General features: G+C 59.5%; 26 protein-coding genes. 12 read left to right on the top strand and 14 right to left on the bottom strand.

The genetic code is table 11. The features are described from left to right. The first annotated feature begins 172 nt into the window (after window positions 1-172). Entirely contained in the window at window positions 173-361 is a 189-nt protein-coding gene (locus C9422_RS05460) for a hypothetical protein (RefSeq protein WP_007974549.1), read from the top strand. Between the two features lie 57 nt (window positions 362-418). On the opposite strand, the gene C9422_RS05455 is transcribed toward C9422_RS05460, so the two are convergent. The 6 genes from C9422_RS05455 to cysM form a co-directional block, all read right to left on the bottom strand. Next, a complete protein-coding gene (locus C9422_RS05455; RefSeq protein ID WP_116579936.1) occupies window positions 419-1366 on the bottom strand; it encodes a hypothetical protein in 948 nt (315 codons plus the stop codon). Between the two features lie 187 nt (window positions 1367-1553). Next, entirely contained in the window at window positions 1554-2096 is a 543-nt protein-coding gene (locus tag C9422_RS05450; RefSeq protein WP_015096441.1) for a DUF2058 domain-containing protein, read from the bottom strand. Window positions 2097-2124: 28 nt separating this feature from the next. Beyond that, on the bottom strand, window positions 2125-2958 hold the full coding sequence (mazG, locus tag C9422_RS05445; RefSeq protein ID WP_116579935.1) for a nucleoside triphosphate pyrophosphohydrolase: 834 nt from the start codon (window positions 2956-2958) through the stop codon (window positions 2125-2127). A 120-nt stretch (window positions 2959-3078) separates the two neighbouring features. Next, window positions 3079-5322 (bottom strand): GTP diphosphokinase, encoded by a 2244-nt coding sequence (relA, locus tag C9422_RS05435; protein WP_007974540.1) that lies wholly within the window; start codon window positions 5320-5322, stop codon window positions 3079-3081. A 122-nt stretch (window positions 5323-5444) separates the two neighbouring features. Next, window positions 5445-6797 carry a 23S rRNA (uracil(1939)-C(5))-methyltransferase RlmD gene (gene rlmD, locus C9422_RS05430; RefSeq protein WP_116579934.1) on the bottom strand — a complete coding sequence of 451 codons (1353 nt, stop codon included), beginning with the start codon at window positions 6795-6797 and terminating at the stop codon, window positions 5445-5447. Then, window positions 6797-7699: a cysteine synthase CysM gene (gene cysM / locus C9422_RS05425; protein WP_116579933.1), complete on the bottom strand. Its 903-nt coding sequence runs from the start codon at window positions 7697-7699 to the stop codon at window positions 6797-6799. Before cysM ends, rlmD begins: the two co-directional genes overlap by 1 nt. Window positions 7700-8162: 463 nt before the next feature. Between cysM and C9422_RS31975 the strand changes: the two genes are divergently transcribed. Beyond that, window positions 8163-8543 (top strand): hypothetical protein, encoded by a 381-nt coding sequence (locus C9422_RS31975; protein ID WP_133248994.1) that lies wholly within the window; start codon window positions 8163-8165, stop codon window positions 8541-8543. Window positions 8544-8589: 46 nt separating this feature from the next. Here the strand turns inward: C9422_RS31975 and C9422_RS05420 are convergent, their stop codons facing one another. The 3 genes from C9422_RS05420 to C9422_RS05410 all read right to left on the bottom strand — a co-directional run bounded on the left by C9422_RS05420 (window position 8590) and on the right by C9422_RS05410 (window position 11301). Next, complete coding sequence (locus tag C9422_RS05420) at window positions 8590-9093, bottom strand: hypothetical protein (RefSeq protein ID WP_116579932.1); 504 nt, start codon at window positions 9091-9093, stop codon at window positions 8590-8592. 140 nt (window positions 9094-9233) lie between these two features. Next, the gene (locus C9422_RS05415; protein ID WP_116579931.1) at window positions 9234-10592 is read right to left on the bottom strand and encodes a sensor histidine kinase; all 1359 of its coding nucleotides are present in this window, start codon (window positions 10590-10592) and stop codon (window positions 9234-9236) included. Next, window positions 10582-11301, bottom strand: coding sequence for a response regulator transcription factor (locus tag C9422_RS05410; protein WP_116579930.1), 720 nt, complete (start codon window positions 11299-11301; stop codon window positions 10582-10584). The genes C9422_RS05415 and C9422_RS05410 overlap by 11 nt, the downstream gene beginning before the upstream one ends. Window positions 11302-11517: 216 nt before the next feature. On the opposite strand from C9422_RS05410, the gene C9422_RS05405 reads away from it, so the two are divergent. From C9422_RS05405 to C9422_RS05390, 4 genes are all read left to right on the top strand, one after another. Then, the gene (locus tag C9422_RS05405; protein ID WP_116579929.1) at window positions 11518-14271 is read left to right on the top strand and encodes a response regulator; all 2754 of its coding nucleotides are present in this window, start codon (window positions 11518-11520) and stop codon (window positions 14269-14271) included. A gap of 100 nt (window positions 14272-14371) precedes the next feature. Continuing rightward, a complete protein-coding gene (locus tag C9422_RS05400; protein ID WP_116579928.1) occupies window positions 14372-15364 on the top strand; it encodes a 2-hydroxyacid dehydrogenase in 993 nt (330 codons plus the stop codon). A gap of 77 nt (window positions 15365-15441) precedes the next feature. Next, entirely contained in the window at window positions 15442-15876 is a 435-nt protein-coding gene (locus C9422_RS05395; protein WP_015096451.1) for a hypothetical protein, read from the top strand. Next, a complete protein-coding gene (locus C9422_RS05390) occupies window positions 15876-16280 on the top strand; it encodes an META domain-containing protein (protein WP_007974527.1) in 405 nt (134 codons plus the stop codon). The genes C9422_RS05395 and C9422_RS05390 overlap by 1 nt, the downstream gene beginning before the upstream one ends. A gap of 86 nt (window positions 16281-16366) precedes the next feature. Here C9422_RS05390 and C9422_RS05385 read toward each other — a convergent pair whose 3' ends face one another. After that, window positions 16367-16834 (bottom strand): TlpA disulfide reductase family protein, encoded by a 468-nt coding sequence (locus tag C9422_RS05385; RefSeq protein ID WP_104449059.1) that lies wholly within the window; start codon window positions 16832-16834, stop codon window positions 16367-16369. Window positions 16835-16948: 114 nt separating this feature from the next. Here C9422_RS05385 and arsC point away from each other — a divergent pair, with 114 nt between their 5' ends. The 3 genes from arsC to C9422_RS05370 are packed head-to-tail and all read left to right on the top strand — an operon-like array spanning window position 16949 to window position 18322. Then, a complete protein-coding gene (arsC, locus tag C9422_RS05380) occupies window positions 16949-17302 on the top strand; it encodes an arsenate reductase (glutaredoxin) (protein ID WP_116579927.1) in 354 nt (117 codons plus the stop codon). Next, window positions 17299-17895: an NAD(P)H:quinone oxidoreductase gene (wrbA, locus tag C9422_RS05375; RefSeq protein ID WP_116579926.1), complete on the top strand. Its 597-nt coding sequence runs from the start codon at window positions 17299-17301 to the stop codon at window positions 17893-17895. The genes arsC and wrbA overlap by 4 nt, the downstream gene beginning before the upstream one ends. A gap of 1 nt (window position 17896) precedes the next feature. Continuing rightward, window positions 17897-18322, top strand: coding sequence for a DUF2069 domain-containing protein (locus C9422_RS05370; protein WP_102699792.1), 426 nt, complete (start codon window positions 17897-17899; stop codon window positions 18320-18322). 96 nt (window positions 18323-18418) lie between these two features. Here C9422_RS05370 and C9422_RS05365 read toward each other — a convergent pair whose 3' ends face one another. Continuing rightward, window positions 18419-19093 (bottom strand): DNA-3-methyladenine glycosylase I, encoded by a 675-nt coding sequence (locus C9422_RS05365; RefSeq protein ID WP_116579925.1) that lies wholly within the window; start codon window positions 19091-19093, stop codon window positions 18419-18421. Window positions 19094-19287: 194 nt separating this feature from the next. After that, a complete protein-coding gene (gene ttcA / locus C9422_RS05360) occupies window positions 19288-20112 on the bottom strand; it encodes a tRNA 2-thiocytidine(32) synthetase TtcA (RefSeq protein ID WP_015096458.1) in 825 nt (274 codons plus the stop codon). Window positions 20113-20456: 344 nt separating this feature from the next. Between ttcA and C9422_RS05355 the strand changes: the two genes are divergently transcribed. Further along, window positions 20457-21059: a Yip1 family protein gene (locus tag C9422_RS05355; RefSeq protein ID WP_007980093.1), complete on the top strand. Its 603-nt coding sequence runs from the start codon at window positions 20457-20459 to the stop codon at window positions 21057-21059. Window positions 21060-21216: 157 nt separating this feature from the next. After that, window positions 21217-21711, top strand: coding sequence for a SprT family zinc-dependent metalloprotease (locus tag C9422_RS05350; protein ID WP_007980095.1), 495 nt, complete (start codon window positions 21217-21219; stop codon window positions 21709-21711). 120 nt (window positions 21712-21831) lie between these two features. On the opposite strand, the gene C9422_RS05345 is transcribed toward C9422_RS05350, so the two are convergent. Together C9422_RS05345 and C9422_RS05340 are read right to left on the bottom strand one after the other, a co-directional pair. Then, window positions 21832-23013 (bottom strand): CaiB/BaiF CoA-transferase family protein, encoded by a 1182-nt coding sequence (locus tag C9422_RS05345; RefSeq protein ID WP_116579924.1) that lies wholly within the window; start codon window positions 23011-23013, stop codon window positions 21832-21834. Between the two features lie 144 nt (window positions 23014-23157). Further along, entirely contained in the window at window positions 23158-24492 is a 1335-nt protein-coding gene (locus C9422_RS05340; RefSeq protein ID WP_116579923.1) for a dicarboxylate/amino acid:cation symporter, read from the bottom strand. A gap of 338 nt (window positions 24493-24830) precedes the next feature. Here C9422_RS05340 and C9422_RS05335 point away from each other — a divergent pair, with 338 nt between their 5' ends. Next, entirely contained in the window at window positions 24831-25829 is a 999-nt protein-coding gene (locus C9422_RS05335; RefSeq protein ID WP_116579922.1) for an AraC family transcriptional regulator, read from the top strand. Window positions 25830-25925: the final 96 nt, after the last annotated feature.

Here is a 25925-nt window from a genome sequence, read left to right as displayed (position 1 = left end):
ATGAAACTCAATGACCTGCGACCGAATGTCGCGTATTTAGCGGGCTGCAGGACTGTTTCCGTTTTTGCAAAAAACCGTTACCGAACTCAGCCATTTACTTAGCAAGCTACCAAACTCTATAACAGAGGCCTGCACACGCCTTGCTGCAGATAACAGAGATTGGAGCTAGCAGATGACTGTAAAAGTAACTGAACGCGACGATTCACATAAGTCCCACGAGGGTGTAGCCGCCGGTATCCGGATCTGGGATGTGCACCAACAAGACCTGCTGGTCGGCATGTTCCATTCCGAGGCCGACGCGCAAAACTACAGGGCCGAACTGGAAATGCTCGAGCGTAAACGCGAGCTCGCAACCGGTTGAAAACATACTCGCCCACGGTGCAGCCTGCCCTTTCCTGCCGGGCAGGCTGCATCCACATCAGACAAGCTCGATCAGCGTCAAATGAAGGTCATCTTCGATCTTCACCGAAGGAACACTTTCAACAATCCAGCCCGCTTGAAGCCTGACCACCTCGACCTCGCCATCGCCCATTCCGTCATTGCGGATCGAAAACTGCAGCGATGACGGATGACGCTTGGCATAGTCGAAACTCATGCCGCAGGCGATCAGGAAATCGATTTTTGCCTCGGTCAGCTCAACTTGAATGTCGCGCTCGCCTTCTTTCAGACTGTAGTAATCCAGGCACAAGTTGATTGCAAAAGGGCAGCCATTGACGAGGCTGTTGATGAACTTCCCTTCATAACCACCGAAATAACTGTGTTCAGCCCGCACGCTGCTGAGTTTCTTCACCCTGACTTCTATTTCCTCGGAAATCCTGAACAGCCAAAAGTCCCCCTCCGAAGCCAGGTATTTGCCGAAGTCGATACCTGATACATGGCGCTTCGGCCACATCGACATCAAAGGAATATCGACTTCATATTCTTTATTGGTGATCGCCAGCAAGTAATTAATAACGTCGTAATAACTCGACTCACCTTCTCCAACCTTGATGAGTGTCGCACAGCTTCCCGCCAGCAATACGATCTTGCCATAGCGCTCCACCGGCAATTCGGTCATCAATAAAGCTACGCACGCGGGCACTTTCTCCAGGAAGGCGCCGTTCAGCTCATGGAGTTCCTCTTCATTATGGACCTCGCGCCAGGGAATGTTCCAGAAGAACTCAGGCAGGGTAAAAAAAACACAAGCGGTCTCGCCATGATCCTCGCGAGCAGCTTTTGCAGCGATCTTGATTTTTCGGCGTACCAGCTCGGCACGAGCGGCAAGTTCATCGTCCAGATAATCGCGAATGGATTGTCCGAACGGTCGCGACCGTGAAAGCTGCGACTTGAAAGTGGGTTGGCGTAACGAAGCGATACTGACAAGCATTTATTCCATCCTTGGATACTAAAGTTCATTCCATTTGTTTTCTCCAGACACAAACATCCTTATAAAAGGATATTATTTACCGGCAAAAGAAAACCCGAAAGATCGTATCGATACAATCTTTCGGGCTCAATGCATTATTCCTGCAAAGTACTAGCAAACATGTAAGCCTGCTAGAACATTGAATCTGTTACCACATCAGGTCATCCGGGATCTTATAGGCTGCGTACGGATCGTCCTCGGCGATGACCTCTTCAGTCTGCACATTGAGCTGCACGATGCGCTGCGGGTCGCGCTCCTGAATCTTCAGCGCCGCCTCGCGTGGAATCACTTCGTAGCCACCAGCGTGATGCACGATGGCCAACGATCCACTGCTGAGCTTGTTGCGCATCAGGGTGTTGACGCAGATGCGCTTGACCTTCTTGTCGTCGACGAAGTTGTAGTAGTCCTCGGTCGTCAGCTTTGGCAGGCGCGAGACTTCGATCAACTGCTTGACCTGCGCGGCACGGGCCTTGGCCTCGGCTTTCTCCTGCTGCTGGCGGTTGAGTTCCTGATCGCGCTTGACCTTCTCGGCCATGGCTTCCTGCGCTGCGCGCTGTTGGGAGTCATCCAGCTCGATCTGGCCTTTGTGGGCCAGGCGCTGTTGTTTCTGCTTGTCTTTGCTGACCTGCTTGGCCTGCTTCTGGTTGACCAGCCCTGCTTTGAGCAACTGGTCGCGAAGGGAAATGCTCATGGTGCTTATTACTCACTTGGGCCACGGCTCAACCGCAGCTGGGCAAATTCTTTTCCTGACGTTTGGCTTCGCCCCACAAGGCGTCCAACTCTTCGAGGGTGCAATCTTCTATGGGACGACGGGTATCGCGCAATGCCTGTTCGATAAAACGAAAGCGTCTTTCAAACTTGCCGTTGGCGCCACGCAGCGCGGTTTCCGGATCAACCTTGAGATGCCGCGCCAGATTGACCACGGAAAACAGCAAGTCGCCGATCTCGTCGGCCACGGCTTCTGGATCGTTTTCCGACATGGCTTCGAGCACTTCATCGAGCTCTTCACGCACTTTATCGAGCACCGGCAAGGCGTCCGGCCAGTCGAAGCCGACCTGCCCCGCACGCTTCTGCAATTTTGCCGAACGCGACAGCGCCGGCAATGCAGCAGGGACGTCATCGAGCAACGACAACTGCTCGGGTGCCGAAGATTTCTCCGCGCGTTCTTCGGCCTTGATCTCTTCCCAGCGCTGCTTGACCTGATCTTCGCTCAGGCGCGGGACATCCAGAGGTGCATACAGGTCACCGGTGGGGAACACGTGGGGGTGACGGCGGATCAGTTTGCGGGTGATGCTGTCGACTACGCCGGCGAATTCGAAGCGCCCTTCCTCGCGAGCCAACTGGCTGTAATACACCACCTGGAACAGCAGATCGCCCAACTCGCCCTGCAAGTGATCGAAGTCACCGCGTTCGATCGCGTCGGCGACTTCGTAGGCTTCCTCAAGGGTGTGCGGGACGATGGTGGCGTACGTTTGCTTGATGTCCCAGGGGCAACCGTACTGCGGGTCGCGCAGGCGGTTCATCAGATGCAGCAAATCTTCAAGGCTGTACATCAAATTCTCTCGTAAAAACCGGTCTCTGTAGGAGCTGCCGAAGGCTGCGATCTTTTGATCTTGATCTTGAAAAACAAAATCAAAAGATCGCAGCCTTCGGCAGCTCCTACATAGCGCGCATCAAGGTGTACGGTTACGCCGCGTTTCGATGATGTTCGGCAACTGGGAAATCCGCCCCAGCAACCGCCCCAATGCATCCAGCCCCGGAATCTCGATGGTCAGGGACATCAGCGCGGTGTTGTCCTCCTTGTTCGAGCGGGTGTTGACCGCCAGCACGTTGATCCGCTCATTGAGCAGCACTTGCGACACATCACGCAGCAAACCGGAACGGTCGTAGGCGCGGATGACGATGTCCACCGGATAGGTGAGCACCGGTACCGGCCCCCAACTGACCTGGATGATCCGCTCCGGCTCGCGTCCGGCCAGCTGCAGCACCGAGGCGCAGTCCTGGCGGTGAATGCTCACGCCACGACCCTGAGTGATGTAGCCGACGATTGCATCGCCCGGCAATGGCTGGCAGCAGCCAGCCATCTGGGTCATCAGGTTGCCGACACCCTGGATCTGGATATCACCGCGCTTGCCCGGTTTGTAGCCGGTGGCCTTGCGTGGAATCAATTCCAGCTGTTCGTTGCCGCGCTCCGGCTCGACCAGTTGCTGCGCCAGGTTGACCAGTTGCGCCAGACGCAAGTCGCCAGCACCGAGGGCGGCGAACAGGTCTTCGGCGGTTTTCATGTTGGCTTTGTCGGCCAGCTTGTCGAAATCCACCGCCGGCAGACCGAGGCGATTGAGCTCGCGCTCAAGCAGGGTTTTACCGGCCGCGACGTTCTGATCGCGAGCCTGCAGCTTGAACCAGTGAACAATCTTCGCCCGTGCCCGCGACGTGGTGACGTAACCCAGGTTCGGGTTCAGCCAGTCACGGCTTGGGGTGCCGTGCTTGCTGGTGATGATCTCGACCTGTTCACCGGTTTGCAGACTGTAGTTGAGCGGCACGATGCGCCCGTTGATCTTGGCGCCACGGCAGTTGTGACCGATTTCGGTGTGTACGCGGTAGGCGAAGTCCAGCGGCGTCGCGCCCTTCGGCAAGTCGATGGCGTGGCCGTCCGGGGTAAAGATATAGACCCGGTCAGGCTCGATATCGACCCGCAGTTGTTCGGCCAGGCCACCGATGTCGCCCAGCTCTTCGTGCCACTCCAGCACCTGACGCAGCCAGGAGATTTTCTCTTCGTAGTGATTGGAACCGGACTTGACGTCGGTACCCTTGTAGCGCCAGTGCGCGCACACGCCGAGCTCGGCTTCCTCATGCATCGCGTGGGTGCGAATCTGCACTTCCAGCACCTTGCCCTCAGGCCCGATCACCGCGGTGTGCAGCGAGCGATAGCCGTTTTCCTTGGGGTTGGCGATGTAGTCGTCGAACTCTTTCGGGATGTGCCGCCACAGGGTGTGGACGATGCCGAGCGCGGTGTAGCAGTCGCGCATTTCCGGCACCAGCACGCGAACGGCACGCACGTCGTAGATCTGGCTGAACTCCAGCCCCTTGCGCTGCATTTTGCGCCAGATCGAATAGATGTGTTTGGCCCGGCCGCTGATGTCGGCATCGACGCCGGTGGCCTGCAATTCGTTTTTCAGCTGGCTCATCACGTCGCTGATGAAGCGCTCGCGATCCAGTCGTCGCTCGTGGAGCAACTTGGCGATCTGCTTGTACTGGTCCGGCTCCAGGTAACGGAAGGACAGATCCTCCAGCTCCCACTTGATGTGGCCGATACCCAGGCGGTGGGCCAGTGGCGCATAAATGTCGAAGACTTCACGGGCCACGCGGTTGCGCTTTTCGTCGTCGGCGGTTTTCACCGCACGAATGGCGCAGGTGCGTTCGGCCAGCTTGATCAGGGCGACGCGAACGTCGTCAACCATGGCCACCAGCATCTTGCGCAGGTTTTCCACCTGGCCCTGGGTGCCCAGCACCAAAGATTTTCGCGGGCTCAGGCTGTCGCTGATCGCGGCCATGCGCTGCACGCCATCGATGAGTTTGGCCACCACCGGACCGAAGCGCTGGCTGACCGCCGGCAACTTGATCTGGCCTTCGCGTACGCCTCGATACAGGATCGCGGCGACCAAAGAGTCCTGGTCGAGTTTGAGGTCGGCGAGGATCTCGGCGATCTCAAGTCCGGTACGGAAAGTCGAGTTACCTTCCGACCACAGATTCTGTGCCGCATTGGCTTGTTGTTCGGCCTCGCGAGCGTACTCGCAGGCTTCCTTCAAGGCTTCGCGATCCAGTGCCAGATCGACACTCACCGCGTGATCGAGCCAAGCCTCGAGATTGATACTGCCGTCGGTGTTGATCGGCTGGTGTGCTCTCACCTGTACCATCTTGCTTACCTTCCCTACGACGCAGATTCAATGCGTCAAATCGCTGACCTTCGTTGCCGGTGCGCCCACGTCGGGCTCGGTGCGCGGCTGCACGGGCGGGCCAGTCGGACCAGACGAGCATCCTAGCTCGCTTCAAATAACGCCATGGCCTCGACATGTGCCGTTTGAGGAAACATATCGAGAATCCCGGCACGTTTTAACCGGTAGCCCTGCTTGATCAATTCGACCGTGTCGCGCGCCAGCGTTGCCGGGTTGCATGACACATACACCAACCGCTCGGCGCCCAGGGTCTTGAGCTTGCGCACAACCTCGAAAGCACCGTCACGCGGTGGGTCCAAGAGTACCGCACAAAAGCCTTCGGCGGCCCATTCGGCGTCCGTCAAAGGCTGGGATAAATCGGCCTGAAAAAACTTCGCGTTATGCAGATTGTTGCTAGCGGCATTCGCCGCCGCCCGGTCGACCATGACCTGCACGCCTTCCACGGCCACCACTTCGCGAGCAGCCTTGGCCAGCGGCAAGGCAAAGTTGCCCAGGCCGCAGAACAGATCGAGTACGCGCTCATCCGCCGTCGGCTTCAACCAGTCCAGCGCCTGGGCGACCATCGCTTCGTTGACGCCGGCGTTGACCTGGATGAAATCCCCAGGTCGGTAAGCCAGTTCCAGGTCCCACTGTTCAAGACGATAGCCCAGCGACTGGTCAGCCTCGACCGGTTGCGGTTCACCGTCGCCATGCAGCCACAACTGGGCCTCATGGAACGCGCAGAAATCCTTGAGGATGGTCATGTCACTTTCAGACAACGGCGCCATGTGCCGCAGCAAGACCGCCAGCGTCGAGCCGCTGAACAACTCCACGTGCCCCAGTGCCTGGGGTTTGCTCAAGCGCCGCAACATTTCCGGCAAGCGGGCCATGATCGGTTGCAAGGGCTGTACCAGCACCGGGCAATCATCGATGCCAACGATGTCCTGACTGCCGGCGGCACGGAAACCGACTTCGAGCTTTTTCGCCTTCATGTCCCAGCGCACCGCCACGCGGGCGCGACGCCGGTAGGCGAATTCCGCACCGCTCAAAGGCGGCGCCCACTCTTCGGGTTCGACACCCGCAACCTTCGACAACTGCTCGGCGAGCATGCGCTGTTTCAGGGCGAGTTGTTCGTTATGAGGCAGATGCTGCACGCTGCAACCGCCGCAACGGCCGGCATGGGCGCACGGTGCCGGGCGGCGCAATTCGCTGGCCTTGAACACCCGTTCGGTACGCGCCTCGACCACTTTGCCGTGGGCGCCGAGCACACGCGCCTCAACCTCTTCACCGGCCAACGCGCCGATGACGAACCAGGTGCGACCTTCGAAAAACGCGATGCCGCGACCGTCATTGGCCAGGCGCTCGATGGTCAGGCGCTGCTTTTTGCCGGTCGGGATTTGCGGGGCCTTGCTGCCACCGGTGGGCTGGAAGCGCAGGCCTCTTTCATGCTTGGCCATCAGTTGGCCGCGTCGAAAATGCCGGTCGACAGGTAACGGTCGCCACGGTCGCAGATGATCGCGACGATCACCGCGTTTTCAACTTCTTTGGACAGGCGCAGCATTGCCGCCACGGCACCGCCCGAGGACACGCCACAGAAAATGCCTTCTTCACGGGCCAGCCGACGGGTCACGTCTTCGGCTTCGCTTTGGGCCATGTCGACGATCCGGTCCACGCGGTCAGCCTGGTAGATCTTCGGCAGGTATTCCTGGGGCCAGCGGCGGATGCCCGGGATCGCCGAGCCTTCCATCGGTTGCAGGCCGATGATCTGCACGTTGTCGTTCTGCTCTTTCAAGTAGCGCGACACGCCCATGATGGTCCCGGTGGTGCCCATGGAGCTGACGAAATGGGTGATGGTGCCCTCGGTCTGACGCCAGATTTCCGGGCCGGTGGTGGTGTAGTGCGCTTCGGGGTTGTCGCCGTTGGCGAACTGATCCAGAACCTTGCCGCGACCTTCGGCTTCCATCTTCTGCGCGAGGTCACGGGCGCCTTCCATGCCCTGTTCCTGGCTGACCAGGATCAGCTCGGCGCCATAGGCGGTCATGGCCGCCTTGCGTTCGGCGCTGGAGTTGTCCGGCATGATCAGGATCATCTTGTAACCCTTGATCGCCGCGGCCATGGCCAGGGCGATCCCGGTGTTGCCCGAGGTCGCTTCGATCAGCGTATCGCCGGCATGGATCTGCCCGCGCAGTTCGGCGCGGGTGATCATCGACAGCGCCGGACGGTCCTTGACCGAACCCGCCGGGTTGTTCCCTTCGAGCTTGAGCAAAAGGGTGTTGCTGGTGGCGCCGGGCAGGCGCTGCAAACGGACCAGCGGAGTGTTGCCGACGCAATCGGCGATGGTTGGGTACTGCAAGGTCATGGCGTATTCGCAATCCAGACTGCGGGGGCGCCTATCATACCGGCAAACGTTCTCAGGCCATATCACGCAAAGTGTGATGCTTATGGTTTATGGGAATAAGGGAGACATTCGTGACGAACGTGCGTGCCTGTTCGTGGGCAAGCTTCGCTCCTGCAACCCAACTCGCACGACACGGAGATAAGCACCTGTCGCAGCTTTCCGTCCTTTTTAAAACAAGGGGTAACAAATCGCCGCCAGAAAATGCAATTTTCTGTAAGAAAAAAGAATGTATTCATCGGAAGTTTCCTGCGCATTGCAACGACACGCATGAACTAGTGAGTATCAGAGTTGGCAGGTAATCTTTTCCATGATCAGTCAACAAGACGTCTGACTTTTCATAGGGTGCAGGGAAACGCGACAGCTCGTATGCGAGGCTCACACCTTCAAATTTGTCAAAATGAATTTACTTCAAGGAAGAAACCAAATGAAAATTTTTCTTACATTTTCTCTCGCAGGACTGATACTTGCTGCCGGCCAGACTTCGGCAGCATGCATCTACATTCAAAACTCTTATAGTGGCACTGTACCTGCCAACACAGAAATAACTGTACAGGGGCCGTTTACCATCACCAGTGCAAACGGATGCCAACAGGCGAATATTTCATCCACTATTACAGGTCTTGGTTCTGGCTCTCCTCCACAGCTGTTTATTGAAAGACTGGATGGTTCAAACTGGACAAAAGTCGACGGTGGCAACCGCCAAAATGTTTCAGCATTGGGTCGACTAGGCACTTACAGAGTCCGCCTCAAAAATGAACACAACGTAGCCAAAGGTTACTCCGGCACCACACGATATGGGCGATAAGCAGTAAGATTGCCAGTGCCCGGTAGTTTTTCGGGCACTGGTGAGTTCAGGCTTTAATGCTTACGGACAGATCGTTTTGATCCGAGCCTGCAAAAAAAGAGAGCGCGGCGATGGTGTGATTCGTACGTAACAAATCCTTGGTTATCTCATGAAATCCCGGATTGGAATACGACCCACTAATAGCCAATCGCTCCTCAAACATCTGATTAAACATGGCTATTGCGTTATACTTAACGTTTCTTGCCGCCTGATGACCATTTTCATCAGACGCCATATTCCCGGATATAAAAAAACCAAACACACCTGAATCAATCAAACCTTTCTCGAAGAATATCGCGCCAATCTCTACAAGTTCATCGGTAGTGACCGATGTGAAATCATAACCCTTCAGCGAATTTTTCAGATCATCAATTGAATATTTGTCTGTAAAATTCAGCTTGCTTTCGGCTTTATCTGCCTCTGTTATTGTGTATGCATTCTTTGTTTCCCCAGGATTATTGACAACATAAGGGTCCACTTTCATCGACAGGGGTGGATAATTTATTATCATATTCTCTACCGTCCTCTCTTGGATTTTATTCGCAAACTAGGTATCGGTATCCAGACTTAGATCTTTAGCCCCCAACTCGCCAACCCCACCCAAAACATGTTGCAAGTTATATCAAACTAAGCATTGCGAACATCATCGAATCAAACCGGTGATGCATGAACCAACAACCGCATATTCACCTGCAGGCCAGTGCCGGTGTTCTGCGCCCAAATTTGCCCGCCTTGGCGCCGCACCGCATTCCTCGCAATGCTCAGCCCCAGGCCAAACCCACCGTCCCCCGGCCGTGAGCCGTCGAGTCGAGTGAAGGGCAGGAAAATCCGCTCCAGATCCTCTTCCGCCACGCCACTCCCCTGATCTTCCAGCCACAGGTGCCAGTAATCACCATCACGCCGTCCGCCGAGATGAACAACGCCGCCGCTGGGCGAATGCCTAATCGCATTGCGCAGAATGTTTTCCAGTGCCTGGGCCAGGGTGTTGAGATGACCGCGCACCCAGCATGACGCATCCACAGTGCATTGCAGCCGAGTATCAGGCCAACCGCTTTCATAACAGGCATTCTCCGTGAGCATCTCCCACAGCGCCTGGATCTGGATCGCTTCGTCGGGCAAGCGGGTGCGCTCGGTGTCCAGCCAGGCCAGCTGCAGCGTGTCTTCCACCAGGCGCTGCATGCCATCGACCTCCCGGCCGATACGTTCGCGCAATAGCTCCAGCCCCTGCTCGCTTTCACTGGCCACCCGCAAGCGGCTCAAAGGCGTGCGCAACTCGTGGGACAAGTCGCGCAACAGTTGCTGCTGCAAGGCCACGGTGCTTTGCAGGCGTTCAGACATGTGATCGAACGCCCTGCCCAGCTCGCCCAGTTCATCCGCCCGATTGGTGGTCCGGCTCGAGAGCCGTACGTTCAGTTGATCGGCACGCCAGGCATTGGCCTGCGCGCGCAAGTGATTGAGCGGCACCACCAGCAGGCGGTACAGCCCGACGCACAGCAACAGGGTGAACAATCCCGGAATCACCCCATTGGTGATCACCCGCCAGAACAGCCGGTAGTGCCCGGGAACGAAGCGCTCGGGCAACTCGATCACCAGGCTGCCGGTGGAAGGGTCCCCCGGAAACGGCACACGCATCCAGGGCCGGCCCTTCTTGTGGACGGGCCAATCCAGGCCGCGCAAAAACGTCAGGCGTTCGACTTCCTTGTCCGTCAGCGATTGGTTGCTCAAGGACTGCAAATCCGCGCCGATGACACCCACCCAGCCTTTTTCCCGCTGATGCATGCCTTGCAACCATTCATCGACACCCGCGCTCTGCGTCTGTTGCCATGCCTGCTCGGCCTCGGCGGCATAGCGCGTCAGGGTGCCGCGGGCCTCATCGGAGAGAAACTGGTTGCGCTGCTCCATGTAACGGCCCCAGGACCAACTCAACCAGATCATCAGCAGACAGAACGCGACCAATAAACAGGCCAGTTTCCAGAACAACGAATGCCTGCCCGGCAAGTTACATTTCATCGGCGGCGCTCAGGATGTAACCCTTGCCCCAGACCGTGCGCACTTCGCGCTCGGTGTAGCCAATGGCCTTGAGCTTGCGGCGGATCTGGCTGATGTGCATGTCCAGGCTGCGGTCATGGGCCGCGTAACCGCGTTGCAGCACCTGCTGATAAAGGAAGGCTTTGCTCAAGACTTCGTCGGCGCTGCGATGCAGTGTCTCCAGCAATCGATACTCGCTGCGGGTCAGGCCGCCGGCCTGTTCGCCATAAAACACCTCGAAGCGTTCATCGTCGAAACGCAGGCTGTCCATCGAAGGGGCTGGCACCGCGGGGACGGGGCGGCGGTCGAGGGCCACCCGCCGCAGGATGGCTTCGATGCGCACCCGCAATTCCACCATGCTGAAAGGCTTTGGCAGGTAATCGTCGGCCCCCAGGCGAAAGCCGCTGATGCGGTCGGATTCGGCACCGAGGGCCGACATCAGTAACACCGGAGTGGCATGGCTCTGGCGCAATTGGGTCAGCACCGCCAGACCGTCCAGGCCCGGCAGCAGAATATCCATCAGCACCACGTCGAAAGGTTGCCGCCGGGCCATATCCAGGCCTTCCTGGCCGTTCTGGCACCAGGTCACCTGGAACCCGCTGCGGTCCAGATGCTCATGCACGTAGGCGCCCAGCACGAGGTCGTCTTCAATGGACAGGATTCGGGGGAGGCTGGCTGTGATGGGAGTCATGACTATCTGCAAACAATTCTCAGTTGAATTGATTATTCAAGATTGCCTCGCCAGGGGCAACCCACCGCTTGGCTGGAGCACCAATGAGCTGCTCGGGCCGACGAATGGCAGCCGCATTTTTACGAAGATTGCCCGCGAGCAAATCGCTACACTGCGCAAGTGCTGCATGACGGATATATGTGCAGGTCTATGAATGGCGGGATGCAGGAGAGATGCGTGCTCAAGAAACTGGGAATCAAAGGCCGCGTGCTGTTGCTGACCCTGTTGCCAACCAGCCTGATGGCGTTGGTGCTGGGGGGGTATTTTACCTGGATGCAACAGGCTGACCTGCAAACCCAACTCATGCAGCGCGGCGAAATGATCGCCGAGCAGTTGGCCCCCCTGGCGGCGCCAGCCATGGGCCATCAGGACAACGAACTGCTCGAACGCATCGCCACCCAGGCCCTTGAACAAACCGACGTACGGGCCGTGACCTTCCTGTCTCCCGACCGCACGCTGCTGGCCCACGCCGGCCCGACCATGCTCAACCAGACGCCTTCCGGCAGCGGCACGCAGATGCTGCGCCGCAGTGGCAACGATGCGACCCGCTATCTGCTGCCGGTGTTCGGCAAACACCGCAACCTGGCCGGAGACGTTATTCCCGAGGAAGCCGACCGCCTGCTGGGCTGGGTCGAACTGGAGCTGTCCCATAACAGCATGCTGTTGCGCGGTTACCGCAGCCTGTTCGCCAGCTTGATGCTGATCGCAGCCGGACTGATCGGTGCGGCACTGCTGGCCCTGCGCATGGGTCGCACGATCAACCGGCCACTGAGCCAGATCAAGCAGGCCGTAGCCCAACTCAAGGACGGCCATCTGGAAACCCGCTTGCCGCCCCTCGGCAGCCAGGAGCTGGACGAACTGGCCTCCGGCATCAATCGCATGGCCGGCACCCTGCAAAATGCCCAGGAAGAATTGCAGCACAGCATCGACCAGGCCACCGAAGACGTACGCCAGAACCTGGAAACCATCGAGATCCAGAACATCGAGCTGGACCTGGCGCGCAAGGAGGCCCTGGAAGCAAGCCGGATCAAGTCCGAGTTCCTGGCCAACATGAGCCATGAGATCCGCACGCCGCTCAACGGCATTCTCGGTTTCACCCACCTGTTGCAAAAAAGCGAGCTCACCCCACGCCAGCTCGACTACCTGGGTACCATCGAAAAGTCCGCCGACAGCCTGCTGGGCATCATCAACGAGATTCTCGACTTCTCGAAAATCGAGGCCGGCAAGCTGGTGCTCGACCATATTCCGTTCAACCTGCGCGACCTGCTGCAAGACACCCTGACCATCCTCGCCCCCGCCGCCCACGCCAAGCAGCTGGAACTGGTGAGCCTGGTGTACCGGGACACGCCGCTGTCCCTGGTCGGCGACCCGCTGCGGCTCAAGCAGATCCTGACGAACCTGGTGAGCAACGCAATCAAGTTCACCCGCGAAGGCACCATCGTCGCCCGCGCCATGCTCGAAGAAGAGCACGAAGACACCGTGCAACTGCGCATCAGCATTCAGGACACCGGCATCGGTCTGTCAAACCAGGACGTGCGCGCCCTGTTCCAGGCCTTCAGCCAGGCCGACAACTCGCTGTCGCGGCAACCTGGCGGCACGGGCCTGGGCCTGGTGATTTCCAAGCGCCTGATCGAACAGATGGGGGGAGAGATCGGCGTCGACAGCACACCCGGGGAAGGCTCGGAATTCTGGATCAGCCTGAGCCTGCCAAAAGCCCGCGACGATGCCGAAGACCTGCCCGCCGCGCCCTTGCTCGGGCGTCGGGTGGCGGTCCTGGAAAACCACGAACTGGCCCGACAGGCGTTGCAGCATCAACTGGAAGACTGCGGCCTGAGTACCACGCCGTTCAATACCCTGGAAAGCCTGACCAATGGCGTCACCGCCGCCCACCAGACCGATCAGGCGATCGACCTCGCCGTGCTCGGCATCACCAGCAACGACATGCCGCCGGAACGCCTCAACCAGTACATCTGGGACCTCGAACACCTTGGCTGCAAAGTGCTGGTGCTGTGCCCGACCACGGAACAGACGCTGTTCCACCTTTCCGTGCCTAACCCCCACAGCCAGCTCCAGGCGAAACCGGCCTGTACCCGCAAGCTGCGACGCTCCCTGTCTGACCTGGTCAGCCCGCGCCCGATGCGCAGCGAGCCGGGTGAACCGGTGTCCAGCCGTGCACCGAAGGTGCTGTGCGTCGATGACAACCCGGCCAACCTGATGTTGGTGCAGACCCTGCTCGAAGACATGGGCGCCAAGGTGCTCGCGGTGGAAAGCGGTTATGCCGCGGTCAAGGCGGTACAGAACGAGACATTCGATCTGATATTGATGGACGTGCAGATGCCCGGCATGGATGGCCGCCAGAGCACCGAGGCGATTCGCCAGTGGGAAAGCGAGCGGCATTGCACGCCGTTGCCGATCGTGGCCCTCACCGCCCACGCCATGGCCAACGAAAAACGCGCACTGCTGCAAAGCGGCATGGACGACTACCTGACCAAACCGATCAGCGAACGACAATTGGCCCAGGTGGTGCTGAAGTGGAGCGGTCTGGCGTTGCGCAATCACAGCCCGGAGCGCTCCGGCGATGGGCACGGCAGCGCCCATGACCTGTTGGTGCTCGACCACGAGGAAGGATTACGCCTGGCCGCCGGCAAGGCTGATCTGGCCGCAGACATGCTGGCGATGCTGTTGGCATCCCTGGAGGCTGACCGCGAAGCCATCCGTCTGGCTCAGCAGAGCAATGACCACAACGCCTTGATAGAACGGGTCCATCGCCTGCATGGCGCGACACGCTACTGCGGCGTACCGCAATTGCGTGCGGCCTGCCAACGCAGCGAAACCCTGCTCAAGCAACAGGATCCGAAAGCCAGCGTGGCACTGGACGAGCTCGACCGGGCGATCAATCGCCTGGCAGCCCACGCGCGAATGAACGCTTGATGCAGCGCAATCGCAGGAATCAAATATCAGCGTAAGCTCACCACCTGCTCTGTGGGAGCTGGCTTGCCAGCGCTTACAGGAACGAGGCAAAGAGGAAATCATGCGCACGATTCTTTTCAGCAGCCAGAACTACGACATCGACAGCTTTCTCGCGGCCGGGCGACCGGCCGGCATCGAGCTGCAATTTCAGCCGGCGCGCCTGAGCCTCGACACGGTCGCGCTCGCTCAAGGGTATGAAGCGGTCTGCGCGTTCATCAATGATGACCTCAGCGCGGCAGTACTCGAGCGCCTGGCCGCTGGAGGCACTCGCCTGATCGCCCTGCGCTCGGCGGGTTACAACCACGTCGACTTGCCAACGGCAAAACGTCTGGGACTGGCCATCGTACGCGTCCCCGCCTATTCGCCCCACGCCGTGGCCGAACACGCGGTGGCGCTGATCCTCGCACTCAACCGCCGCTTGCCCCGCGCCTACAACCGCACCCGCGATGGGGATTTCAGGCTGCAAGGGCTGACCGGTTTCGACCTGGTGGGCAAGACGGTCGGCGTGGTCGGCACCGGGCAGATCGGCGCCACCTTCGCCAAAATCATGAACGGTTTTGGCTGCCGGTTACTGGCCTATGACCCCTGCCCCAACCCGCAGGTCGAAGCCTTGGGCGCGCGCTACCTGAGCCTGCCGCAGCTGCTGGCCGAATCGCAGATCATCAGCCTGCACTGCCCGCTCAACGAGCAGAGCAAGCACTTGATCAACCGTGAATCACTGGCCCACATGCAGCCGGGCGCGATGCTGATCAATACCGGACGTGGCGGCCTGGTGGACACCCCGGCGCTGATCGACGCGTTGAAAGACGGTCGCCTCGGCTATCTGGGTCTGGACGTGTATGAGGAGGAGGCGCAATTGTTTTTCGAGGACCGTTCCGACCTGCCGCTGCAAGACGATGTGCTGGCCAGGTTGCTGACCTTTCCTAACGTGATCGTCACCGCACACCAGGCCTTTCTGACCCACGAAGCGCTGGATGCGATTGCCGCCACCACGTTGCGCAACATTGCCGCCTGGGTGGCGGGCACGCCGGAAAACCTGGTCACGGGCGACTGAAACGGATCGAAGGTCATCGGCCTGCGCGATGCGGCATGCAAGCCCGTGCTAGCATATCGCGCATATTTGGAGGACCCATGGTCGAACACGATTTCCGCTACAGCCTGATGAACCCGCAACACACCCTCACCGAATGCCGCGCCCTGGTGCCGGGGCGCTATCAGGTCACCGGCAACGGTGGCTCGATTCGCAACAACGACGTGCTCGTCGTGACCCTCAAGGGCGCCAAGGACTTGTCCATGCGCCTGACCGTCGAAACGGTTCGCCACCTGATCAATCCGCCTGGTCAATGGGTCGCGGTGGCTAGCGGCCCGGTGTTCGGCGAACTGGCGATCCATACCTGGCAAGTGAACTGCGACAGCTGCGCCAAAGCGCTGAGCTTCGAGTTCGCCGTCGACGCCAAGCTGGGCAACAAAGCCGAAAAACCTGCCGCCACCGCGCGCATTGCCGAGCTGGGCTGGACCACCGTCGGCGAGAAACACCTGTGCCCGAAATGCCAGGAGCCTGCGTGATGAAACGCCTCGCTCTGAGCGCGATGACCGGTGCCAGCCTGCTGGGCTGCGCCGCCGAGCCGGTGCAGCTTGAACACAATCGCAGCTACATCCTGGAGTGGATCGGCGAGCGGCCGCTGATGGACTACAGCCACCTGACCATCACGCTCGGCGAAGATGGCCGGGCCTACGGCAATGGCGGCTGCAACCACTGGTTCGCGCCGTACACCCTGGAGGGCGACAAACTGACCTTCGGCAAAATCGGCAGCACCCGCAAACTGTGCGCGCCGGCGCTGATGGAGCAGGAAAAACGCTTCCTGCAGGCCCTGGAAAACGTCCAGCGCTGGGACGTCTCCCCGATCGAGCAGATCCGCTTCTGGCCAGCGGAAGGCAAGCCGCTGCGTTGGTGGCTTGAGGAAGGTTGATCCGCAAAAAAGATCGCAGCCTTCGGCAGCTCCTACAGGATTAAACGTAAATCTGTAGGAGCTGCCGCAGGCTGCGATCTTTTGCCTTAATTTTTTGCCTGCAACGCCTCAAGCTTCGCCATCACCCCCGCCGCCGTCTGCTCACCCATCAACTGCTCACGCACCTTGCCCTTGTCATCGATGATGTACGTCACCGGCAATGCCTCGCTGCGCGGCAATTCGAACAATTCGGCAGGGTCCTGGGCCAACACGGTGAACTTGATCCCCAGTTTCTCGCTCGCGCCCTTCAGTTCCTGCCCCTGGACGTTGTCGAAGTTAACCCCGAACACACCGATTTTCTTGTCCTTGAGTTGCTCGGCCAGGGTGTTCAACTCCGGGATTTCGGTACGGCAGGGTCCGCACCATTCTGCCCAGTAGTTGAGTACCAGCCATTTGCCGTCCAGTCGGTCGGCGGCGATCTTGTGGCCGTCCTGGTCGATGCCATAGTCATTCCCGCAGCCCCCCAGCATCAACGCTCCGATGATCGCCAATGCTGCTGCCAGTCGCCTTGTCATGTCGTGTTCCTTGTCAAAAATTGAATACGCCTGCGACCCATCGCCTCTCACGGTTCTGGATTGCGCGCTGCACAGTTAGAATAGCCGCCACCTTACGCAAGATGCGACCCGCTCATGACCGATCTGACGCTTTATCACAACCCGCGCTGCTCGAAATCCCGCGGTGCGCTCGAACTGCTTGAAGCCCGTGGCCTGGCCCCGACCGTGGTGCGTTACCTGGACACCCCGCTGGACGCCACGCAAATCCAGCGCCTGCTGGGCAAGCTGGGGATCAGCGCGCGGCAACTGCTGCGAACCGGCGAGGACGAGTACAAGACCCTCAATCTGGCCGACGGCAGCCTGAGCGAAGCGCAATTGATCGCCGCCATCGCCGCCCACCCGAAACTGATGGAGCGACCGATTCTCGAAGTCGGTGACAAGGCCGTCATCGGTCGTCCACCGGAGCAGATCCTGGAACTGTTGCCATGAGTGCACCTTACATTCTGGTTCTGTACTACAGCCGCAGCGGCTCGACCAACGAAATGGCCCGGCAGATTGCCCGTGGCATCGAACAGGCCGGGCTTGAAGCCCGCCTGCGCACAGTGCCGGCGATTTCCACCGAGTGCGAAGCCGTTGCGCCGCAGATTCCCGACGAAGGCGCGCTGTATGCCAGCCTCGACGACCTGAAGAACTGCGCCGGCCTGGCACTCGGCAGCCCGACCCGCTTCGGCAATATGGCCGCGCCGCTCAAGTACTTCCTCGACGGCACCAGCAACCTGTGGCTGACCGGCGCCCTGGTGGGTAAACCGGCAGGCGTATTCACCTCCACCGCGAGCCTGCACGGCGGCCAGGAGACGACCCTGCTGTCGATGATGCTGCCATTGCTGCACCACGGCATGCTGATCACCGGCCTGCCGTACAGCGAATCGGCACTCCTGGAAACCCAGGGCGGCGGTACGCCATACGGCGCCAGCCACCACGCCGGTGCCGACGGCAAAAGCGGCCTGGATAGCCATGAAGTGGCGCTGTGCCGCGCGTTGGGCATGCGCCTGGCCAAGACTGCACAGAAACTGGAGAGCTGAAGTGGCCAGGAAGCCGAAGATTCTCCCCGCCATTGACTGGCTCGAGCCGCGGGTGCGGGCGATGCGTGTCATCAGCCTGCTGTGCTTTTTGGGGCTGGTGGGCCTGCTGTGCGTCTATTACCTGCTGATCGCCGACCTGCATGGCGCCCGGCCATGGGTGATTCTGCTGATCGAACTGGTGCCACTGCTGATACTGGCGCCGGGCATGATCGTCGGCAGTCCTCGCGGGCATTCATGGATGTGCTTTGTGGTGAACCTGTATTTCATCAAGGGCGCATTGGCCGCTTATGACCCGAACCGGCAAATCTTCGGCTTGCTGGAGATGGGTGCGAGCCTGGCGGTGTTTTGCTCGGCACTGTTGTATGTGCGCTGGCGTTATCAGTTGAACCGCAAGCTGGCTGGCGAGGGCGAGACTTCCGTCGCCTGACAGAAAAGATCGCAGCCTTCGGCAGCTCCTACAGGGGAATGTGTGTAAACCTGTAGGAGCTGCCGAAGGCTGCGATCTTTTCAGCCACCCACCCCCTCAATGATTGACGGTATACGCCAGCATCATCGAAATCTGGCTCATCGGCCGCCCGCCACTTTCCGCATGCCACTGGTTGAACACATCCTGCACCAGCGCCAGGTCGCGCAGACTGCTCGGCACCTTGTCGATGATGTCTTGCGCATTCAGCGCCGCGACCACGTCGTAGCTCGGCACAAAGGTATCCTTGCCGATCATCCGCAGGAAGCGCGGGGCTGACAGCCCACCCAACTGATGTCCGCGTTTTTTCAGGAAGGTCCAGAGCCCGACGATATCGGTCACCGGCCAGTCGGCGATCAGCTCGCCGAAGCTGCCCTTTTCATGGGCCACGTCCAGTACGAACTGTGCATTGCGCGGCACACTCTTGAGCTTGCCCAGGTGCCGGATGATCCGCGTGTCCTGCATCAGCCGCTCAAGGTGCTCAGCACTCATCAGCACGACTTTTTCCGGGTCGAACCCGAAGAACACTTCTTCGAAGGCTGGCCACTTGGCATCCACCAGACTGTGCTTGAGCCCGGCGCGAAACACCCGTAGCGCCATCATCGAGAGGTAGCGATCGTCGCTGATCTTGCGTAACTGCGCGGGAGTCTTGGGAACGGGCAGATGGGCTTCCAGTTCAGCCGCCGAACCGAAGCGGTTCAGACAGTATTCATTGAGCCACTTGTAATCGCGCATGCCCTCTCCTGAGGATTGAAACGAAAACCAAATGTGGGAGCGGACTTGTGGCGAGGGGGCTTGTCGGAACGCCGCACCGCCCCGTTTGAGTGCGTAGCACTCACAAGATCTTTGCTACATCGGAGATTTTGGGGCCGCTTCGCAGCCCAACGGGGGCAAGCCCCCTCGCCACAGGCCCGCTCCCACAGTTTTAATCAGAGGTTGACCACGTTGACGAAGCGCGATGCGGCGCTTTCGTCGATCTTGAGGCTGGTGAAGTCAAACAGGTTGCGGTCCGCCAGTTGCGACGGGATCACGTTCTGCAGGCTGCGGAAAATGCTCTCGGTACGGCCCGGGGTCTTGCGTTCCCAGTCCTGCAGCATTTCCTTGACCACCTGACGCTGCAGGTTTTCCTGGGAACCACAGAGGTTGCACGGAATGATCGGGAATTGCTTGAAGTCCGAGTAGGCCTGGATGTCTTTTTCGTTGCAGTAAGCCAGCGGGCGGATCACCACGTTTCGACCATCGTCGGCGCGCAGCTTCGGCGGCATGGCCTTGAGCGAACCGTTGAAGAACATGTTCAGGAAGAACGTTTCGACGATGTCGTCGCGATGGTGACCCAGGGCCATCTTGGTCGCGCCAATTTCATCGGCGAAGGTGTAGAGCGTGCCGCGACGCAGGCGCGAGCACAGCGAGCACGTGGTCTTGCCTTCCGGAATCAGCTCCTTGACCACCGAATACGTGTCTTTCTCGACGATGTGGTATTCGATACCCAGCTCTTTCAGGTAGGCCGGCAGCACGTGCTCCGGGAAGCCCGGCTGCTTCTGGTCCATGTTCACGGCCACGATCTCGAACTTGATCGGCGCGACCTTCTGCAAGTGCATCAGCACATCGAGCATGGTGTAGCTGTCCTTGCCACCGGACAGGCAGACCATGACCTTGTCGCCGTCTTCAATCATGTTGAAATCGGCAACCGCCTCACCGGCCTGTCGGCGAAGGCGCTTTTGCAGTTTGTTCTGGTTGACCGTGAGAGTGCCCATGACGCGAAATCCGTGAGGTGTGACGAAAGGCGGGCATTTTACGCAAAAAATCGACCCGTAGGAGCTGCCGAAGGCTGCGATCTTTTGATTTTGATCTTCGGTGGCGCTGAAATCACCAAAGATCAAAAGATCACAGCCTTCGGCAGCCCGTACAGACGCAACCGCGATTAGGCCTCGTGTTTACAGCGCGATTTGCTCTAAAGCCCCTGCTCCACCCATGGAAACTCCTCCCTATACTGCGACATAAGGTCGCTTACATATTTCAGACCTGTGACTTGCTTGGCCGCATTGGCCCGTAGGCGCTCCACTGGGGGGCGACGGTAAAGACAAGAGGAGTGACTGGCATGATCCATCACGTAGTGGGGCTCTTCACCCACCCTGACCAAGAATGGAAAGAAATCCGTGGCGACCAGGAGGAAAGCATCAGCCACATGTACCTGACCCATACGCTGATCCTGGCGGCCATCCCCGCCGTGTCTGCCTTCATAGGCACCACACAGGTCGGCTGGGTCATCGGCAATCGGCCTCCCGTGATGTTGACCGTAGAAAGCGCGATATGGATGACGGTCATGTCGTACCTGGCGATGCTCGGGGGTGTGGCGGTAATGGGCGCATTCATTCACTGGATGGCCCGCACCTACGACGCCAACCCAAGCCTCGCCCGCTGCATTGCGTTTGCAACCTACACCGCGACACCCTTGTTCATCGGCGGCCTCGCGGCCTTGTACCCGCACCTGTGGCTGGGGATGATCATCGGCACCGCAGCCATCTGCTACACGGTGTACTTGCTGTATGTGGGCTTACCGACGTTCATGAACATTCCATCTGACGAGGGCTTCCTGTTTTCAAGTTCGGTGCTCGCCGTAGGCCTGGTGGTGCTGGTCGCCATCATGGCGTTCACTGTGATTGTCTGGGGACTCGGCGTGGGGCCGGTCTACACCAACTAGCCGCTCATCACTGAAAATCAGAAATGCCGATAAAGGCCGCCGCGAGGCGGCCTTTTCATTCTTCAGCAACGAGAAAGCCCATGACCATTCGGCAACCTGGTGATTCGCAAGGCCCGAGGGTTGCGGCATACTCGACCGCTCTGGAGATCCATCAAGCATGCCCGAGCAACTCAATTCCCGCGTCGAAGACTGTTTCCAACTAGCCGAATCCTTTTTCAAACGACCTTTCAAACGCCCCGTGGTGAGCCTCAAGCTGCGCGGACAAAAAGCCGGTGTCGCGCATTTGCACGAGAACCTGCTGCGCTTCAACCCGCAGTTGTACCGGGAGAATACCGAGGATTTCCTCAAGCAGACCGTGGCCCATGAAGTCGCGCACCTGATCGCCCATCAGCTGTTTGGCGACCGCATCCAGCCCCATGGCGAAGAGTGGCAGTTGATCATGCGCGGCGTGTACGAACTGCCGCCCAACCGCTGCCACACCTATGACGTCAAACGCCGCAGCGTGACCCGTTACATCTACAAATGCCCGTGCGCCGACAGCGACTTCCCGTTCTCAGCCCAGCGCCACAGCCTGGTGCGGCAAGGACGGCGGTATCTGTGCCGGCGGTGCCGCAACACCTTGGTGTTCAGTGGGGAGATGCGGGTCGAGTAGCGAGATTTGCGATGGCTGTACTGGCCTCTTCGCGAGCAAGCCCGCTCCCACAGGGGACCTCCGGTATGGCATAGATCCAATGTGGGAGCGGGCTTGCCCGCGAAGAGGCCAGTACAAACACTAAAGAATCACTTTGTTACTCCGCAGCTCTTCAATTCGCTCAACGCTAAACCCCAACTCCCCCAACACCTGATCGGTATGCTGCCCCAGCGCCGCGCCGATATGCTTCGGCTCTGGCAAGCCCTCTGAAAACTTCAGCGGGCACGCCATCTGCGCCTGGCTTGAACCATCGTCCCGCGGCACATCGGCCACCAACTCCCGCGCCTGCAACTGCGGATGGCACAGCGCCTCTCCCAGGCTCAACACCGGCTCTACGCACGCATCCAGCTCAGCGAACAGCGCACGCAACTCGGCAAAATCATGCTTTTCGAATTCGACCCTCAGCGCGTCTTTCAGCTGTTTCTGATGCGCCGGTTGCGGTGACAGGCCGAGGCCAGCCAGTTCCTCCAGCCCCAACGCCGCGCACAACTGCTTCATGAACACCGGCTCCAGGCTGCCCACCGACAGCCAGCGCCCATCCCGGGAGCGGTAGTAATCGTAAAAGCTGCCGCCATTGAGCACCTGGTTTTCCGGCCCCGGCTCGACGCCACAGGCCAGATATCCCGCACCCGCCAGCGCATTCAGGCTGAACGCGCAGTCGGTCATGCTGACATCCAGGTGCTGACCCTGACCGGTCTGCTGCCGGGCGATGACCGCCGCCAGCAAGCCAATCACCCCGTGCAGCGAACCACCGGCGACATCCGCCACCTGCATGCCCAATGGCAGTGGCCCACTGTCGGCTCGGCCGGTGTAACTGGCCAGCCCGGACAAGGCCAGATAGTTGATGTCATGGCCGGCGCGGTCCTTGTAGGGGCCGGTCTGGCCGTAGCCGGTGATCGACACATAAATCAGTTTTGGGTTGATCGCCTTCAGGGCCTCATACCCCAGCCCCAGTCGCTCCATGACACCGGGGCGAAATTGTTCCAGCACGATGTCGTAGTCCTGCAACAGCTGCTTGATGACATCCAGCGCCTCAGGCTGCTTGAGGTCCAGGGCGAGGCTGCGTTTGTTGCGATTGAGGTAGGCATGACTGGCCGACACCCCTTGATCGTGGGGCGGCAACACCCGCAGCAGATCCAGGCGGGTGGGTGATTCGATGCGCAGCACTTCGGCGCCCATGTCCGCCAGCAGCAACGAGGCGAACGGCCCCGGCAGCAGCGTCGAGAAATCCAGAACCTTGAGTGATACCAATGGACCGAGCATGAACGTTCTCCGTTAACAATGCCTCCAGCCTAGGCAGCCAACGACATTGCAGCAATTACCTTATGTGCCACTTGCAGTGACCGTTACGCTCAAACGCCGGGCATGAAAAAACCCGCCGAAGCGGGTTTTTCATTACAACGAGGTTTACTTGGCGTTCGTCGGGGTTGCTCCTTCGACGTGGCCCAACACATCGTCTTTAGGCTCGTCGGCAATGCCGCGACCACCCGAGGCCAGCTCGGCCTGCAGCACATCGGTGTCCAGTTCCTTGACCCACTTGGCCACAACGATGGTCGCCACGGCGTTACCGATCAGGTTGGTCAGGGCACGGGCTTCGGACATGAAGCGGTCGATGCCGAGGATCAGCGCAAGGCCGGCAACCGGCAGGTGGCCAACAGCGGACAGGGTGGCTGCCAGTACAATGAAGCCCGAACCCGTCACACCGGCGGCGCCTTTGGAGGACAGCAACAACACCACCAGCAGGGTGATCTGGTGCGTGATGTCCATGTGCGTATCGGTGGCCTGGGCAATGAACACTGCGGCCATGGTCAGGTAGATGGCGGTACCGTCGAGGTTGAACGAGTAGCCGGTCGGGATCACCAGACCCACGACGGATTTCTGTGCGCCCAAACGCTCCATCTTGACCAGCATGCGTGGCAGTACCGATTCCGAAGAAGAAGTACCGAGCACGATCAGCAGTTCCTCACGGATGTAGCGGATCATCTTCAGCACGCTGAAGCCGTGCATGCGAGCGATGGAGCCCAGCACGATCAGGATGAACAGCAGGCAAGTGATGTAGAAGCACGCCATCAACTGACCCAACTGCACCAGCGAACCGACACCGTAGGCACCGATGGTGAACGCCATGGCACCGAAGGCACCGATCGGCGCGAGCTTCATGATCATGTTGATGATGTTGAACATCACGTGGGCGAAGCGATCGATGAAGTCCAGCAGCGGCTTGCCGTAGGCACCCAGGCGATGCAGGGCGAAACCGAAGATCACCGAGAACATCAACACCTGCAGGATGTCGCCGGTGGCGAAAGCGCCGACGATGGTGGCCGGGATCACGTTCAGCAGGAAGCCAACGACGCTCTGGTCAGCACCGGCTGCAACATAAGTGGCAATCTTGGAGGCATCGAGGGTGGCGACGTCGATGTGCATGCCATTGCCCGGCTGCACGATGTTGACCACGACCAGACCGACCAGCAGGGCGATGGTCGATACGATCTCGAAGTACAGCAGCGCATAGCCACCGGTCTTGCCGACCGACTTCATGTCCTGCATACCGGCGATGCCGCTGACAACGGTACAGAAGATGATCGGGGCGATGATCATTTTGATCAGCTTGATGAACCCGTCACCCAGTGGCTTCACGGCCACACCGAGCTGTGGGTAGAAGTGACCGAGGGCGATACCGATGACAATTGCAACGATCACCTGGAAATACAGGGATTTGTACAGTGGCTGACGAGTCGTCATTGCAAAGTTCCTCAAGGGTGCCCGGTGACAACATCCATCTGTTGCCCGCAACACCGCAATTGCGAACCCTCCTGCACTGGAGGGATTTGTTTTTTCGAGCTGCGCAACGGCAGGCATCTGCTCGTTGTATCGCAAGGCCCGTGCCACCTTCCGTAAAAACCCTGCAAGCCTTTTGATATCAGGGGTCGCAGCAAATTCCCTGTCACCAGACGGTTACATGCATGTGGCGGATTTCCGCCCTTCCACTAAAAGCCGTCCTGCAATTTGGCGGATATCCGCCCTGTTCATGCCCGCAGTGCGCAGCTACCATCCGTCGTTCAACGGTCAGGCCTGCTGCCATGCGTGAACGCACCATCGCCAGTCATTTCGCCCGCGCCGTTCTCGGCGGGGCGCGTCGACACGGCTACGACTATTCGAGACTGCTGCAACAACTGGGAATCAGCCCCGAGTTGCTGGACGAACCGCGGGCGCGCCTCGCTCCGGAGCAGTTCACCCAATTGATCAAGGCCTTATGGCTGGCACTGGACGACGAGTACCTGGGGTTCGGGCAAGCCCCGAGCAGACCGGGCAGCTTCGCGATGATGTGCCATGCCGTGATCCACTGCCGCAGCCTGGATAAGGCACTCAATCGCGGCTTATTGTTTTATAGCCTATTCCCCGGGACTCCGCGTTTGACCCTGACTCACGAGGACGAATGGGTCCGTCTGAGCCTGGACGACTCGCAGCTTTGGGACCCGGACCACTTTCTGACCGAGGCTTTGCTGGTGATCTGGCACCGTTTCGGCAGCTGGCTGATCGGCCAGCGCATTCGCCTGGAACAGGCCACGTTCAGCTACCCGCGTCCGGAACACGGCGCCGAGTACGACCTGCTGTTTTCCTGCCCGCTTGAGTTTTCACGCCCCCAGAGCAGCCTGTTGTTTCACAGCCGCTACCTGACCATGCCGTTGTTGCAGGACGAGCGCACCCTCAAGCATTTTCTTGAGCACTCCCCGGCAAACCTGCTTTCGCGTCCGGATGACGGCGACAGCCTGAGCAGCCGCTTGCGCCGCTTGCTGAGCCGGGACAGTTCTCGCTGGCCCGACCTGGAAGCCGTGGCCGCGCACTTGCACATCAGCCCGCAAACCTTGCGCCGGCATTTGCGTGAAGAGGGCACGAGCTTTCAGGAATTGAAGGACCAATTGCGCAGGGACATCGCGATTTACCACCTGAGCCGCGCCGACCTGTCGTTGCAACAGATCGCCGAGCAATTGGGGTTTTCCGAACCGTCGGCGTTTCACCGGGCGTTCAAGAAGTGGACCGGGCTGACACCGGGGGCCTATCGGGCGCAGGAGAGCTGAGGTTCAGTGCCCGTTTTTTCGGTGTGATCACCGGCCTCTTCGCGGGCAAGCCCGCTCCCACAATGGCCGACGTTGTTCACAAATCATCTGACTCAC

Source organism: Pseudomonas sp. B1(2018), from assembly GCF_003097365.1.
GTDB classification, from domain to species: domain Bacteria; phylum Pseudomonadota; class Gammaproteobacteria; order Pseudomonadales; family Pseudomonadaceae; genus Aquipseudomonas; species Aquipseudomonas laurylsulfatiphila.
Note: the sequence above shows the minus strand (reverse complement) of the source record. Positions and strands in the feature narration are given on the sequence as shown.

Bases quoted from the DNA above. Each gene is read 5' to 3' on its own strand.
- relA (WP_007974540.1), bottom strand. From the start codon at position 5,322: ATGGTACAGGTGAGAGCACACCAGCCGATCAACACCGACGGCAGTATC.
- C9422_RS05350 (WP_007980095.1), top strand. From the start codon at position 21,217: ATGCCCGAGCAACTCAATTCCCGCGTCGAAGACTGTTTCCAACTAGCC.
- C9422_RS05455 (WP_116579936.1), bottom strand. From the start codon at position 1,366: ATGCTTGTCAGTATCGCTTCGTTACGCCAACCCACTTTCAAGTCGCAG.
- C9422_RS05390 (WP_007974527.1), top strand. From the start codon at position 15,876: ATGAAACGCCTCGCTCTGAGCGCGATGACCGGTGCCAGCCTGCTGGGC.
- C9422_RS05395 (WP_015096451.1), top strand. From the start codon at position 15,442: ATGGTCGAACACGATTTCCGCTACAGCCTGATGAACCCGCAACACACC.
- C9422_RS05365 (WP_116579925.1), bottom strand. From the start codon at position 19,093: ATGCGCGATTACAAGTGGCTCAATGAATACTGTCTGAACCGCTTCGGT.
- cysM (WP_116579933.1), bottom strand. From the start codon at position 7,699: ATGACCTTGCAGTACCCAACCATCGCCGATTGCGTCGGCAACACTCCG.
- C9422_RS05400 (WP_116579928.1), top strand. From the start codon at position 14,372: ATGCGCACGATTCTTTTCAGCAGCCAGAACTACGACATCGACAGCTTT.
- C9422_RS05410 (WP_116579930.1), bottom strand. From the start codon at position 11,301: ATGACTCCCATCACAGCCAGCCTCCCCCGAATCCTGTCCATTGAAGAC.
- wrbA (WP_116579926.1), top strand. From the start codon at position 17,299: ATGAGTGCACCTTACATTCTGGTTCTGTACTACAGCCGCAGCGGCTCG.
- ttcA (WP_015096458.1), bottom strand. From the start codon at position 20,112: ATGGGCACTCTCACGGTCAACCAGAACAAACTGCAAAAGCGCCTTCGC.
- C9422_RS05420 (WP_116579932.1), bottom strand. From the start codon at position 9,093: ATGATAATAAATTATCCACCCCTGTCGATGAAAGTGGACCCTTATGTT.
- rlmD (WP_116579934.1), bottom strand. From the start codon at position 6,797: ATGGCCAAGCATGAAAGAGGCCTGCGCTTCCAGCCCACCGGTGGCAGC.
- arsC (WP_116579927.1), top strand. From the start codon at position 16,949: ATGACCGATCTGACGCTTTATCACAACCCGCGCTGCTCGAAATCCCGC.
- C9422_RS05335 (WP_116579922.1), top strand. From the start codon at position 24,831: ATGCGTGAACGCACCATCGCCAGTCATTTCGCCCGCGCCGTTCTCGGC.
- C9422_RS05385 (WP_104449059.1), bottom strand. From the start codon at position 16,834: ATGACAAGGCGACTGGCAGCAGCATTGGCGATCATCGGAGCGTTGATG.
- C9422_RS05355 (WP_007980093.1), top strand. From the start codon at position 20,457: ATGATCCATCACGTAGTGGGGCTCTTCACCCACCCTGACCAAGAATGG.
- C9422_RS05340 (WP_116579923.1), bottom strand. From the start codon at position 24,492: ATGACGACTCGTCAGCCACTGTACAAATCCCTGTATTTCCAGGTGATC.
- mazG (WP_116579935.1), bottom strand. From the start codon at position 2,958: ATGTACAGCCTTGAAGATTTGCTGCATCTGATGAACCGCCTGCGCGAC.
- C9422_RS05450 (WP_015096441.1), bottom strand. From the start codon at position 2,096: ATGAGCATTTCCCTTCGCGACCAGTTGCTCAAAGCAGGGCTGGTCAAC.
- C9422_RS05460 (WP_007974549.1), top strand. From the start codon at position 173: ATGACTGTAAAAGTAACTGAACGCGACGATTCACATAAGTCCCACGAG.
- C9422_RS05415 (WP_116579931.1), bottom strand. From the start codon at position 10,592: ATGAAATGTAACTTGCCGGGCAGGCATTCGTTGTTCTGGAAACTGGCC.
- C9422_RS31975 (WP_133248994.1), top strand. From the start codon at position 8,163: ATGAAAATTTTTCTTACATTTTCTCTCGCAGGACTGATACTTGCTGCC.
- C9422_RS05345 (WP_116579924.1), bottom strand. From the start codon at position 23,013: ATGCTCGGTCCATTGGTATCACTCAAGGTTCTGGATTTCTCGACGCTG.